The sequence below is a fragment of the Enterococcus sp. E5-37 genome (assembly GCF_035726925.1).
GTDB lineage: Bacteria > Bacillota > Bacilli > Lactobacillales > Enterococcaceae > Enterococcus_B > Enterococcus_B faecium.
In genome coordinates, this window is record NZ_JAPMLG010000002.1 from 164,887 (window position 1) to 177,939 (window position 13,053).

General features: G+C 36.8%; 13 protein-coding genes. 3 read left to right on the forward strand and 10 right to left on the reverse strand.

Translation table 11 applies throughout. The annotated features are described in order from the left end of the window. Positions 1 to 5: 5 nt before the first annotated feature. The 10 genes from OS138_RS02360 to OS138_RS02405 form a co-directional block, all read right to left on the reverse strand. Entirely contained in the window at positions 6 to 1,289 is a 1,284-nt protein-coding gene (locus OS138_RS02360; protein WP_442784204.1) for a sensor histidine kinase, read from the reverse strand. 39 nt (positions 1,290 to 1,328) lie between these two features. Further along, a complete protein-coding gene (locus OS138_RS02365; RefSeq protein ID WP_002294600.1) occupies positions 1,329 to 1,475 on the reverse strand; it encodes an EntF family bacteriocin induction factor in 147 nt (48 codons plus the stop codon). A gap of 103 nt (positions 1,476 to 1,578) precedes the next feature. Continuing rightward, positions 1,579 to 1,890, reverse strand: coding sequence for a bacteriocin immunity protein (locus OS138_RS02370; RefSeq protein WP_002287810.1), 312 nt, complete (start codon positions 1,888 to 1,890; stop codon positions 1,579 to 1,581). A gap of 1 nt (position 1,891) precedes the next feature. Beyond that, the gene (locus OS138_RS02375; RefSeq protein WP_002304799.1) at positions 1,892 to 2,089 is read right to left on the reverse strand and encodes a class II bacteriocin; all 198 of its coding nucleotides are present in this window, start codon (positions 2,087 to 2,089) and stop codon (positions 1,892 to 1,894) included. A gap of 393 nt (positions 2,090 to 2,482) precedes the next feature. Further along, positions 2,483 to 4,210 (reverse strand): ABC transporter permease/substrate binding protein, encoded by a 1,728-nt coding sequence (locus OS138_RS02380; protein ID WP_002298506.1) that lies wholly within the window; start codon positions 4,208 to 4,210, stop codon positions 2,483 to 2,485. Next, the gene (locus OS138_RS02385) at positions 4,203 to 5,396 is read right to left on the reverse strand and encodes a quaternary amine ABC transporter ATP-binding protein (protein ID WP_002287805.1); all 1,194 of its coding nucleotides are present in this window, start codon (positions 5,394 to 5,396) and stop codon (positions 4,203 to 4,205) included. The genes OS138_RS02380 and OS138_RS02385 overlap by 8 nt, the downstream gene beginning before the upstream one ends. 186 nt (positions 5,397 to 5,582) lie before the next feature. After that, complete coding sequence (locus tag OS138_RS02390) at positions 5,583 to 6,227, reverse strand: GntR family transcriptional regulator (RefSeq protein ID WP_002287801.1); 645 nt, start codon at positions 6,225 to 6,227, stop codon at positions 5,583 to 5,585. A gap of 92 nt (positions 6,228 to 6,319) precedes the next feature. Next, entirely contained in the window at positions 6,320 to 6,454 is a 135-nt protein-coding gene (locus OS138_RS02395) for a hypothetical protein (RefSeq protein WP_002290587.1), read from the reverse strand. Between the two features lies 1 nt (position 6,455). Next, positions 6,456 to 8,588 (reverse strand): ferrous iron transport protein B, encoded by a 2,133-nt coding sequence (feoB, locus tag OS138_RS02400; RefSeq protein WP_325069641.1) that lies wholly within the window; start codon positions 8,586 to 8,588, stop codon positions 6,456 to 6,458. Further along, positions 8,585 to 9,058: a FeoA family protein gene (locus OS138_RS02405; RefSeq protein WP_002287797.1), complete on the reverse strand. Its 474-nt coding sequence runs from the start codon at positions 9,056 to 9,058 to the stop codon at positions 8,585 to 8,587. The genes feoB and OS138_RS02405 overlap by 4 nt, the downstream gene beginning before the upstream one ends. A gap of 400 nt (positions 9,059 to 9,458) precedes the next feature. On the opposite strand from OS138_RS02405, the gene nrdH reads away from it, so the two are divergent. From nrdH to nrdF, 3 genes are all read left to right on the forward strand, one after another. Continuing rightward, on the forward strand, positions 9,459 to 9,683 hold the full coding sequence (gene nrdH, locus OS138_RS02410; protein WP_002287795.1) for a glutaredoxin-like protein NrdH: 225 nt from the start codon (positions 9,459 to 9,461) through the stop codon (positions 9,681 to 9,683). A 158-nt stretch (positions 9,684 to 9,841) separates the two neighbouring features. After that, positions 9,842 to 12,001 carry a class 1b ribonucleoside-diphosphate reductase subunit alpha gene (gene nrdE, locus OS138_RS02415; RefSeq protein WP_002319007.1) on the forward strand — a complete coding sequence of 720 codons (2,160 nt, stop codon included), beginning with the start codon at positions 9,842 to 9,844 and terminating at the stop codon, positions 11,999 to 12,001. A gap of 49 nt (positions 12,002 to 12,050) precedes the next feature. Next, positions 12,051 to 13,016: a class 1b ribonucleoside-diphosphate reductase subunit beta gene (nrdF, locus tag OS138_RS02420; protein WP_002287792.1), complete on the forward strand. Its 966-nt coding sequence runs from the start codon at positions 12,051 to 12,053 to the stop codon at positions 13,014 to 13,016. The last annotated feature ends 37 nt before the right edge of the window (positions 13,017 to 13,053 follow it).

The window sequence follows — 13,053 nt, forward strand, 5'->3', positions numbered from 1 at the left end:
TTCCCTCAAAACAACAAAATAACTTGAGTAGTAAATTGATACGGATCGTTTTGATAGTTCACAAACATATTGGGATTCTTTTTATTGATTTCCTCTATACTAGATAAACCTAACCCTTGATGTCCCTTTTTTGTTGTTATTCCTTTTTTCATTAGAGTATCTATAGAGAGTAGTATCTCTCTACAACTATTCGATATCGAAATTTCTATCTGTTTATCATCTCGGTAAATAGCTAGAGACAGTTCTCTATCTTGACTCTCTATAGATGCTTCAATTGCATTATCGAGAATAATTCCAAGCACCCTAATACAGTCAAATATTGGAACAGGAACTTCAATAATAGTACTTGGACATTCGAATTTACAACAAATCTTATTGTTATTTGCTTGGTATAGCTTCGCTATCAACAAACTTTTCAAATATTCATTTTTTATATTTTTTAAATAACGATATTCAAACTTATTGGTTAGATAAGAATTAGAATAGATCTCTAATTCTTTTATTTCTTTTTCCAATATCGAATCATGGTTTTGATTAGCGATTTCTTTTAAACTCAGCAATAAATTTTTATAGTCATGTCTAAATCTGGCAAATTTTTCTTGATCTTTTTCCAGTGAATCAGTATATTTTTTTAGATAAACCAATTCCTTTCTTTTCAATTGCTGTTCATATTGTTCTCGTTGCCTAATAGTTATTCTAATAAATAAAAATAGAACAACAAACATTTGAATGATTAAAAATATTAAGACACCAAACACAAAATGATCAAATACTTGATATTGATGAGCAACATAAGAAACAAATAAACCAATTGTAAGTAAATAAATCATGAATATAGCAGTAAGTTTAGAACTGGACTGTTCAACAATCCTATTTATAGCTAATTTTCTATATAACCAAATAAACATCAGTAAGAACAAAGAATCAAGCATTATCTGGAATACTACATAACCATACCCTTTTATCCCTTCAAATGAAAACATATACGTCATAACCATGGAAGTAATAATAGATCTGAAATCATCAATAAGCATACATAATAGTAATTTATTTAAAAGCACTATATTAGTTTTCTTCTTTTCCTTTAATATAAAATAACTTCCGATTATAGGTATAGCTGCGGAAACATCAGTAAATAATTCAGCAAAAAAAGTGAGTGGTATCAATAAACATACAAAAAGATATTTTCTTTTGTTAAGATCAGTATTAGTCATATAAAATAAGAGAAAAAAGAAAAAGTTTCCCACGAACATTCTTAATAGATAAGCTTTTGTATCGATAGTAATCAAGAGATCCCCTCCTGATTTTAGGATATCATAAAAAAAATTTTAGTTACACTTTTTAAATAATGAAAAAACACATTCCACTAAATTTGATGCCGGTTTTCCTTGAGGTTTTGTTCCAGCACCTCCTTTAATTTTTTTAAGCTCTTGATCTGAACATTGTTTAGCATTTAGTCTATTTTTTTCTTCCATTACGATTCCCCCTACAAACTATAAATACTTTTATGGCACTGATTCAATATACCTATTTTTCTAATCAAAAAATTTTGAGACATATTTAATATTATAAGTATCATTAAAATTGAGATTTATCTCCATAATCTGCTCGATATAAACCATTTATTCCAGCAGTTCTTCCAATTTCACTCAAATTTCTTATTAATTCCTCTTGATATTCAGTGAATCTTATTTTATTAGTATAAGCAGTAAAATATAGATAATTCACCAATCTATTTATTAAAGGACTGGGATCTAATTCATATTTTTGTTTTTCTAATTTTAAATATACCTTTTGTAAAACCTCAAGAATATCAGAATATTTAGGATCTTTACTTATAGATATATCATTATATAATTCATGAACAATTTGCTTAGCATTTTTTTTCATTTTAGCACTTCCCTGGAATTGCTCCACCTAAAAAACCACCTATAGACATTCCTGCAATACAAGTAGTTGCCTTGGCCCAATCGACCGTACATTTATTTTTAGTGCAATACACTCCATTTCCATAATATTTTCCACTATGAGTGGTACCCCCATAGATAAGTTGTGTCTCTTTAATAGACAAAATTTTTAAATGTTTCATAATCTAATCACCCCTAAATTAATGTTTTTAGACTATTATTCTAACATTCATTAAATTTCAAAAAACAATTCCTTCTTGAAACGTAGCAAAATAATTCCTGAATAAGAATTTAATCACTTTTAAGTATATAAACTATGTATATTCTTTAATATTTTTTGAGAATGCACTTCGTACATAATAAACTTTAATCACATTAGTCTTTCATACCTACGATCGATCTCTTTGACTCGCACCCATAAATCCATAATAGTTTGTCGGCGTCTTTGGACGTTTCGAAGATGAGCTACGCATTCTCTTTTTTTATAGACAAAAAAGATAGAGACGAACATGGAGCTTCCAAATTTGGATATTTGATCCAATTTTGGAAGCTCCATTTATTTCGTGTCTGTCTTTTTATTTTTTCCAGCTTTCGACTAATTCTTGGTTCTCTTTGATCCAGTCTTTTGCTGCTTGCTGTGGATCTTTTCCATTGTTGATTTCCAACATAACTTTTTCCATATCTTTTTCTGACCAATGGAAATTGTCTAATACTTTGTAAGCTTCTGGCTGGTCTTCTTTCAATCCTTTTCGAACCATCGTATGGATCTGCTCTTCGCTTCCCATTCCGTTTTCAGGATCTTCTAAGTATTTCAGATCATATTTGGCAAACATCCAATGAGGTGTCCATCCTGTAACTACAATTGGTTCGTGTTTTTTGATCGCTTGACCTAGTGCAACGGTCATTGCTCCTGAAGAAGATGTCTCGACTTTCCAGTCTTTCAAGTTGTCATATTTTTGGATCGTGTTTTCAGCAGCCGTAACTACACCAGCTCCTGGCTCGATTCCTATGATTTTCTTACCTGCCTGATCGGTTAACTCATCGATCGAATTTACATCCATGTAGGCTGGCACTGCTAAACCAACTTTTGCTCCTGTCAAATTGGCACCTAGGTCTTCGACTTGATCTTTATATTGTGCATATTGTGAACCATGAGTTTTAGGTAGCCAAGCTGAAACCATGGCATCTGACTCGCCATTTGAAACAGATTTCCACATGATTGAATTATCTAATGGCGTCATCGTTACATCATAGCCCATTTGTTTCAATACTTCACCGACTACATTTGTTGAAGCAACTTCTGTATCCCATTCAACATAAGATAAGTTGATACGTTTTGTTTCTTTGGCAGATGAAAAACTCCCTATACCAATCGCACCTAAGATCACTACTACTACAGCACCAATGATCAGTCCTTGACGTTTTTTACTTTTCTGTGTTGCTGCTCCTGCAGCTTTTTTATTGTTTGGCTGGTTCAAATGCTGTGTAAAACGGTCAATGATGATTGCTAAGATAACTAATGCAACCCCGTTGACAAATCCATTCCCGACTTGTGCTCTTTGCAATGCTGATAATACGCCGCGTCCTAAGCCGGGTGCACCGATCATAGAGGCAATAACGACCATTGAAAGTGACAGCATTGTTGTTTGATTGATCCCTGCCATGATCGTACTTTTAGCTAAAGGCAATTCTAGTTTGAATAGTTTTTGACGACTTGTGCTCCCGAATGAATCAGAAGCTTCTACTAATTCTTTAGGAACTTGTCGAATCCCTAAATTCGTAAAACGAACGGTTGGTGGCAAAGCAAAGATGACTGAGGCAAATACCCCTGGAACCATCCCGATACCGAAAAATGCAACTGCTGGAATCAAATAAACGAATCCTGGCATTGTCTGCATAAAGTCAAGGATCGGTTTGATAATACTTTGGGCTTTACTGCTTTTTGCCATCAAGATCCCTAATGGTACCCCAATGATGATTGAGATCACACTAGATAAAAGAACAAGTGTGACAGTATTCATCAAATCATTCCATAGACCTTGGTTATAAATAAACCATAGACCGATTAATGTGAACAACGTAAGTCCTGGACGTTTCTTAGAAATAAAGAAAGCTGCTACCGTCAATAACAAGATAAACAAAGGAGCTGGAATCACTAACAGTAAATTTGTAATCCCCGACATCACTGCCTGTCCGATCGTTTGTAAAAATGAAAATAGGCCAGAAAAAGTTGTCGTAAACCATTCTGTGATATTTTCTACCCAGTTTGCCACTGGTAATTGATAGTTCAATAGATTATTCATGTTCACTCACCTCGCTTGTTTCTGCTAATGCTTCAATCACACTACCTCGGATGACGACACCTTTTAATTTTCCATCCTCTACAACTGCAAGTGGAGTCGGTGAGTCATAAATAATATTGAAAATATCACTTACCACCATGTCTTTCCCGATCACCGTCACATTTTCATCTAGGAAGTCGATCAATGGACGTTTTTGCTTCCTAGCTTCTAACGCTTGATCTGCAGTGATGATCCCTTTCAGGTGTCTCTTTCTGTCAACAGCCATCAGCATGCTGACTTCTTCATTACGCATCCTTGTCAATGCAACGTTTGGTCCATCAGATTCGATATTCGTCGTCAATGCAGGTACCATGATGTTTTGAGCCGTAAGCACTTTGGAACGATCGACTTCTTCCACAAATTCACGTACATAATCATTTGCTGGATTGGTCAATATTTCTTCGCCTGTTCCGATCTGCATGATTTCGCCGTCTTTCATCAAGGCGATTCTGTCCCCAATCCGTAAAGCTTCATTCAAATCATGGGTAATGAAAATAATCGTTTTTTGAACATTGGCTTGCAGGTCCAGTAATTCGTCTTGCATTTCTCGCCGGATCAGCGGATCAAGAGCCGAGAACGCTTCGTCCATCAGCAAGATCTCAGGATCATTTGCTAAAGCTCTGGCTAGGCCAACCCGTTGTTGCATCCCACCAGATAACTGACTAGGATATTGGTCTTTAAATGAAAGCAAACTAGAATTTTCTAATGCTTTTTCTGCTTTTTCTTGTCGTTCTTCTTTAGGTACACCACGGACTTCTAACCCGTATTCTGTATTTTCCAAGATCGTTCGATGTGGAAACAGACCGAAGTTTTGGAAAACCATATTGATTTTATGACGACGGACTTCTCGCAATTCTTCTTTGCTTAACTTCGATACATCTTCTCCATCAATATAGATACTGCCCGAAGTTGGCTCAATCAGACGATTCAATAGACGGATCAATGTGGATTTCCCACTCCCGGAAAGCCCCATGATCACGAAGATTTCTCCTTCTTTTACGTCAAAATTCACGTCATACACACCAACCGTTGCACCGGTTTTCTTTAAAATCTCCGTTTTCGGCTGGTGATCATTCATCATATCTAAAGCGGCTTGTGTCTTTTTACCAAATATCTTTGTTAAATGTTTTACTTCTACTTTTACCAAACAAATTCTCCTTTTTTATGTAAATTCATTTTTCTTTCTGAAAAAAGTGACCACACTATGTTAACATCATGTAGTCACTTTGTCAAAAATGAAAGAAATTTGCTTGTCCAAACTGAAAAAAACTTGGCTAAATCTTTGTAAATAAAAGGTTTAGCCAAGTTAATATTTTTTTAATATTTCACACAATCATTCTGCAAGCTGATGCTCCGGGTAAAAAAAGTTTGTCATACGCTGTAGTGTATATTCATTTCCAATAAAATGAACGATGTCCCCTGCCGTAAATTTAGCATAGGGGCCAGGTGAAACAAGCAGTTCTTCATTATGAGAAATTGCGATAACTGTGGCGCCAGTCGCCTGCCAGATATTCAACTCGCTAATTGAACGGTCCAGATGCATTGCTTTTTCTGATAAAGATAATTCAAACGGAAGTAAAGGATTCATCTTATGTATTCGCTTCGTTTGATTGACCAGCTGATCCAATAATTGAGAAAAATGATTCAGCTCATCTTGTTGCTTCTCCACACTTGCCATGATTTCTGCTTTTGTATCTTGGATGGATTGTACATCTTGATATTGCAATAGGAAATCTTTTGCTTTTTCCTTCGAAGCAACAAATGCCCCACTTCCATGCCGTACTTCCATGATTCCAAGATCTACCAGCACATTGATAGCCTTGCGGGTAGTCTCAGGAGAAGCATTGTACGTACTGGCAAGTGTTGAGCGGGCATGGATCTTCTCACCCACTTTATATCGGTTTTCAACGATACGTTCGGCTAAATCAACAGCAATCTGCTGGTAGCGCGGGCGGACGATTTTTTTCTTTCCAGACATTTTCTTTCCTCTTTCTTTTTTTACTTTCCCTCATCTTACTATGCTCTAGCAAAATAAGCAAAAAAGGGAGAATAGCCTCTTGCAACGACTGATCATCGCTTGATCTGTTCCTTTTTTACTGGGCAAGCTGTTTGACAGTCATCACAATTCTTTCCGGATTTTAAACGAGTATAGACAATGGCGCCTGCACTTCCAAAGATTAACACACTTAATAAGAATGTCGCCATCCTATTCCTCTCCTTCTAATGACAATATAGTATAAAACTGGTTCTTGGATTTTGGCTGACGGAACAAAACATAAACGAGTCCTATCATCAGTAAAATAGCAAGATACGTCCCTAACGCTACCTGTCCACCCTCCAATAAGTGTCCCAACTGATAAATCACAAAACTAACTAAATAAGCTAAACCGCATTGATAGCCTATGGCGATCCAAGTCCATTTATTGGCATTCATTTCCCGATGGATAGCCCCAATTGCCGCAAAACAAGGCGCACAAAGTAAATTGAAGGCTAACAATGAATAAGCTGCTGCGGGAGTATATGTGTGTTGTAGCACTTGCCAGATTTCTCTGCCATTTTCGGATACTTCCGCATGACCAAACAAAATACCAAATGTGCCAATAATATTTTCTTTAGCGACCAATCCTGTAATCGCTGCGACTGTTCCTTGCCAGTTTCCCCAACCAAGCGGCTGAAAAACAACTGCCAGGATTCGCCCGAAAAAGGCTAAGATACTTTGGTCTTCAGAAACAGGTTGAGCATAAAAATTATAAGAAGAGCTGAACCAGATCACGATACTAGAAACAAAGATAATCGTTCCTGCTTTTTTAACAAAAGACTTGCTGCGGTCATAGGTTTGTCTTAGGACCGCTGACCATTGAGGAAAATGATATGCGGGCAATTCCATGATAAAAGGAGCTGTATCTCCAGCAAACAAACGTGTTTTTTTCAAGCTGATTCCAGAGAAAATAATTGCAGTCATACCAAGAAAATAGGCAGAAGGAGCTACCCAAGATTGATGAGGAAAAAAGGCCCCTGCTACTAAGGCAATAATCGTCAACTTTGCAGAACAAGGCATGAAGGTTGTGACCATGATCGTCAAACGACGATCTTGCTCGTTTTCAATCGTGCGACTGGCCATGACGCCTGGCACTCCACATCCTGTAGCAATCAGCATAGGAATGAAGGATTTTCCTGAAAGACCGAATTTCCTGAAAAGTCGATCCATGACAAAAGCGATCCTCGCCATATATCCGCAGTCTTCCAGAAAGCTCAAGCATAAAAACAATATGATCAATTGCGGTAGAAATCCTAACACTGCTCCCACGCCTGCGATGATGCCGTTCAAGATCAGCTCCTGCATCCATCCCGCTACTTGCCATTCAGCTAACAATCTGCCAACATGTTCTGGTAACCATGTACCAAACAATGTGTCATTGATCCAATCTGTCCCCATTGTTCCTACTGTTTGAATAGCCAGATAATAGATCAGCCACATCACAAATGCGAAGATCGGCAAGGCTAACCAACGATTCGTTGCAATCTGATCGATTTTGTCACTCATCGATAATTGGAAAGAATCATTTGACACAACACAGAGTGTACATAGTTGGGTAATAAATTCATAACGTTCATTGACCAGAATCGTCTCACTATCGTCGTCCAATAGTTTCTCTGTTAACTGGATCAGTTGCTCGATCTCTTTTTGCTGAGAAACTGCTATCTCGTAATCCTCTCTTACCTTCTGATCTCGTTCAAAATATTTCATTGCATACCAGCGTTTCTTGCCGCTTTGTTCTCCTAGTACATCTTCAATTTCATGTAAAGCTGCTTCTACACGTGGATCATATGTACAGGGAACAGGAATAGAAGGTCGCTTTTTTGCAGACTCCTGAATCTTTTCGATTAGTTTTTCGATTCCTTGATTTTTCAATACGCTGATTGGTAAAACTGGTACACCAAGACCATAGGAAAGCTTTTCTAGATTGATTTTTTTTCCTTCTTTTTTGATGACATCCATCATATTCAGACCAATGATCATAGGAATGTCTAAATCCAATAACTGCGTAGTTAAATAAAGATTCCGTTCTAAATTGGTAGCATCAATAATGTTGATGATCAGTTCAGGCTGTTCCTGAACCAAATAATCTCTTGCAATCACTTCTTCTGGTGTATAAGGAGACAAAGAATAGATGCCGGGTAGGTCCTGAATATGAATGTTCGGATTTTTTTTCAACGATCCTTCTTTTTTTTCTACTGTTACGCCCGGCCAATTCCCTACATATTGATTCGAACCAGTCAAGAGATTGAACAAGCTAGTTTTCCCGCTGTTTGGATTTCCGACTAACGCGATATTCATTCTTTTTCCTCCCTTTGTATCAAGATTAGTTCGGCCTCTGACTTTCGTAACGTCAGTTCATACCCTCGCACTGTCAGTTCGATTGGATCTCCCAGAGGGGCTAGTTTTCGGATAACTATTTTTACATTTCGCGTCAATCCCATATCCATTAACCGTCGCTTCACTGCGCCTTGTCCGTGGATTGCTACGACGATCCCAGTCTCTCCTGCTTTTAATTGATCAAGAGAAGTCCAGCTTTCAGAGGAAGCAGTCTTTTTATTGACAAAGATTTGACCTAGTATTTCCCGACTTACTGCCACTCGATGACTTTTTACCAGTAAAATGGCATTGTTGCCTGATAAATTGACGACGACGATTTTACTTCCGGCAACGATCCCGATATTTTGCAAATGGCGTTTTGTTTTTTCTTCTGTTTCGATTCGTTCGACTTGATAAACGAAATTTTGCTTTGCCTGCGCTAAGGTCTGCATATTGATTCCTCTCTTGTGAAATAAATCATGTATTAAAATCATTCATTATATGTTCTAATTTTCTTACGTGTTACGCAAATAAATGAGAATCATTCTCACATAGAATACTCTCGGTAATTGAGAATGTCAATTATACTTGTGATATTATGAGCGAATCTTTAGTATTGATAGATAAAAATGAGAAAAAAATATTTCTTCATAGTTTTCCACAATTTTTTCTCTATTAAATTTGCTATTTTCCCACACGATACTTGTTTTCAGCTCTTTTTTCAAAAACACAAAACTTAGTATTCCACAGTTTCCACAACACAATATGTAGTGTTTGTTGTTTGACTTTTTTACTAAGAGTTTTATACTATCTATTATAGATAATAAGAATGTGTTAGAGGAGGCACTCACCATGAACGTAAAAATCTTTTCTAAAAATAATTGTATGCAATGTAAGATGGTCAAACGGTTTTTAACAGAAAATCAAATTGCTTTTGAAGAAGTCAATATCGATGAACAGCCTGAAGCAGTAGACTGGTTGAAAGCACAAGGATTCCAAAGTGTTCCTGTCATTACTTCTGATGCAGAAACAGTTATCGGATTCCGTCCTGATCAGTTGCGTAAACTTGCCAGCTAACATGACTAAAAGAATCAAAACGTGATACATGGATTTGAAGGGCTTGAGACAGCACCAGTTTTTGTCGCAAACTTCCAAATCCTTTTTTAAAGCTTAAAAACAATGCAATGATTTGTAATCAAGCATCATCAAATACGAAATGAAGGTTGGGCGTACGTATGAGTCTTAAAAATTTACAAGATGTCAGTTATTTCAAGCTGAATAATGAAATCAATCGGCCAGTCAATGGTCAAATCCCTTTGAATAAGGATAAAGAAGCTTTAGTTGCCTTTTTTGAGGAAAATGTCAAACCAAATACGATGACTTTTCCATCTATTATGGAAAAAATCAATTACTTGATCGATCAAGAATATATAGAAGCAGAATTCATTCAATTGTATTCACCATCATTTATTGAAAAGCTATATCAATTTTTGGACGAGCAACATTTTTCTTTCAAATCTTTTATGGCTGCTTACAAATTTTATTCTCAATATGCGTTGAAAACCAACGACGGTTCCGCTTATCTGGAAACTTATGAAGATCGAGTAGCCTTCAATGCGCTTTACTTTGCGAACGGGGATGAAGAATTAGCACTTGCTCTTGCAGACGAAATGATCCATCAACGATATCAGCCAGCTACACCTTCTTTCTTGAATGCTGGACGTAAACGTCGGGGCGAATTGGTGTCTTGTTTCTTGACTCAAGTCACTGACGATATGAACTCTATCGGGCGCTCAATCAACTCTGCTTTGCAATTGTCCCGTATTGGTGGCGGCGTAGGGATTACTTTATCAAATCTTCGTGAAGCCGGCGCTCCTATCAAAGGATATGAGGGTGCTGCAAGTGGTGTCGTTCCAGTTATGAAATTATTCGAAGATAGTTTCAGCTATTCTAATCAATTAGGTCAGCGTCAAGGAGCTGGCGTGGTTTATTTGAACGTTTTCCATCCAGACATTATTGCTTTCCTTTCAGCAAAAAAAGAAAATGCAGATGAAAAGATTCGCGTAAAAACTCTTTCTCTTGGCGTGATCGTACCTGATAAATTTTATGAATTGACACGTAAAAACGAAGATATGTATTTATTTAGTCCATATAGTGTCGAAAAAGAATATGGTGTCCCATTCTCTTATGTAGATATTACAGCTGAGTATGATCATCTAGTTGCAAATCCAAACATTCGCAAACAAAAAATCAAAGCGCGTGATCTTGAAAATGAAATCTCAAAATTACAACAAGAATCTGGCTATCCTTACGTAATCAATATTGATACAGCGAACCGCGAGAATCCAATCGATGGCAAGATCATCATGAGTAATTTATGTTCAGAGATTTTACAAGTTCAAACGCCTTCTGTGATTAACGGCAAACAGGAATATGAAGTATTAGGAACAGATATCTCATGTAACTTAGGCTCGACAAATATCGTGAATTTGATGCAAAGCCCTAACTTTGGTCAATCTGTGCGTACGATGACTCGTGCATTGACATTTATTACAGATGCATCTGATATCGATGTCGTACCACCGATCCAAAACGGAAATAAGCTGAATCATACGATTGGATTAGGTGCCATGGGCTTACACACTTATCTTGCAAAAGAACAAATGGAATATGGCTCAGAGGATTCATTAGACTTTACAAATATTTACTTCATGCTGTTGAATTATTGGACACTTGTTGAAAGCAACAATATCGCTCGTGAAAGAAAACAAGTTTTCCATAATTTTGAAAAATCAGCTTATGCTGACGGCACTTATTTCGAAAAATACGTAACTGGAGAATTCCAGCCAAAATCAGAAAAAGTCAAAGCATTGTTTGAAGGCATTTTTATCCCAACTGCTGAAGATTGGAATGCTTTGAAACAAGCAGTAATGAAAGATGGACTGTATCATCAAAATCGCTTGGCAGTAGCACCAAATGGCTCAATTTCATATATCAACGATACGAGTGCAAGTATTCATCCTATCACTCGCATGATCGAAGAACGCCAAGAGAAGAAAATCGGTAAAATTTATTACCCAGCGCCTTATCTATCCAATGAGACGATTCCGTATTACACTTCTGCTTATGATATGGACATGCGTAAAGTAATCGATGTTTATGCAACGGCACAACAACACGTCGATCAAGGCATGAGTTTGACTTTATTCATGCGTTCTGAAATCCCAGAAGGCATTTATGAATGGAAGACAACAACGAAGCAAACGACACGTGATTTGAATATTTTAAGACATTACGCTTTCCATAAAGGAATCAAATCCATTTATTACGTACGTACCTTTACTGATGATGCAGAAGAAATCGGAAGCAATCAATGTGAAAGCTGCGTGATCTAATATCATAGATAGATTCGCTTATTCATATTTTAATTAAAGGAGCATTCTCATGTCAGAAACATATTATGAAGCAATAAACTGGAATGAAATTGAAGATATCATTGATAAATCCACTTGGGAGAAGCTGACAGAGCAATTTTGGCTAGATACACGTATCCCACTTTCAAATGACCTAGATGATTGGCGTACATTGTCTCAATTGGAAAAAGATACAGTAGGACATGTATTTGGCGGTTTGACACTGCTAGATACTGTCCAATCTGAAAGTGGCATGGATCAGTTGCGTAAAGATGTCCGCACTCCCCATGAAGAAGCCGTTTTGAACAATATTCAATTCATGGAATCCGTTCATGCCAAAAGTTATTCTTCTATTTTTAGTACACTGAATACGAAAAAAGAAATCGAAGAAATTTTTGACTGGACAAATACGAATCCTTATCTGCAAAAAAAAGCTGAGCGTATCAATGAAATCTACAAACACGGTACACCGCTAGAAAAGAAAATTGCCAGCGTCTTTTTAGAAACATTCTTGTTCTATTCAGGTTTTTATACTCCTCTTTATTATTTAGGAAACAACAAATTGGCTAACGTAGCAGAGATCATCAAACTAATCATCCGAGATGAATCTGTACATGGAACCTACATCGGTTACAAATTCCAATTAGGATTCAACGAGTTACCTGAAGCAGAACAAGAAACGTTAAAAGACTGGATGTACAATCTTCTTTATGAGCTTTACGAAAACGAAGAACGTTATACAGAAGAATTATACGATCCAATCGGCTGGACAGAAGAAGTCAAGACATTCCTACGCTATAATGCCAACAAAGCATTGATGAACCTAGGGATGGATCCACTCTTTCCAGATACTGCCAATGATGTCAACCCAATCGTAATGAACGGGATTTCAACAGGCACAAGCAACCATGACTTCTTCTCACAAGTCGGAAACGGCTATTTGTTAGGTCATGTAGAAGCGATGAAAGACGACGATTATTTGATTGGATTGGAATAAGGATTTATTTTAATTCAAAAATTTTTCGAAAAATAAA

What these genes read in the sequence shown, in the direction of transcription:
- OS138_RS02365 (WP_002294600.1), bottom strand. Translation starts at nt 1,475, where the DNA reads ATGGAAGAAAAAAATAGACTAAATGCTAAACAATGTTCAGATCAAGAG.
- OS138_RS02370 (WP_002287810.1), bottom strand. Translation starts at nt 1,890, where the DNA reads ATGAAAAAAAATGCTAAGCAAATTGTTCATGAATTATATAATGATATA.
- OS138_RS02375 (WP_002304799.1), bottom strand. Translation starts at nt 2,089, where the DNA reads ATGAAACATTTAAAAATTTTGTCTATTAAAGAGACACAACTTATCTAT.
- OS138_RS02380 (WP_002298506.1), bottom strand. Translation starts at nt 4,210, where the DNA reads ATGAATAATCTATTGAACTATCAATTACCAGTGGCAAACTGGGTAGAA.
- OS138_RS02390 (WP_002287801.1), bottom strand. Translation starts at nt 6,227, where the DNA reads ATGTCTGGAAAGAAAAAAATCGTCCGCCCGCGCTACCAGCAGATTGCT.
- OS138_RS02395 (WP_002290587.1), bottom strand. Translation starts at nt 6,454, where the DNA reads ATGGCGACATTCTTATTAAGTGTGTTAATCTTTGGAAGTGCAGGCGCC.
- feoB (WP_325069641.1), bottom strand. Translation starts at nt 8,588, where the DNA reads ATGAATATCGCGTTAGTCGGAAATCCAAACAGCGGGAAAACTAGCTTG.
- OS138_RS02405 (WP_002287797.1), bottom strand. Translation starts at nt 9,058, where the DNA reads ATGCAGACCTTAGCGCAGGCAAAGCAAAATTTCGTTTATCAAGTCGAA.
- nrdH (WP_002287795.1), top strand. Translation starts at nt 9,459, where the DNA reads ATGAACGTAAAAATCTTTTCTAAAAATAATTGTATGCAATGTAAGATG.
- nrdE (WP_002319007.1), top strand. Translation starts at nt 9,842, where the DNA reads ATGAGTCTTAAAAATTTACAAGATGTCAGTTATTTCAAGCTGAATAAT.
- nrdF (WP_002287792.1), top strand. Translation starts at nt 12,051, where the DNA reads ATGTCAGAAACATATTATGAAGCAATAAACTGGAATGAAATTGAAGAT.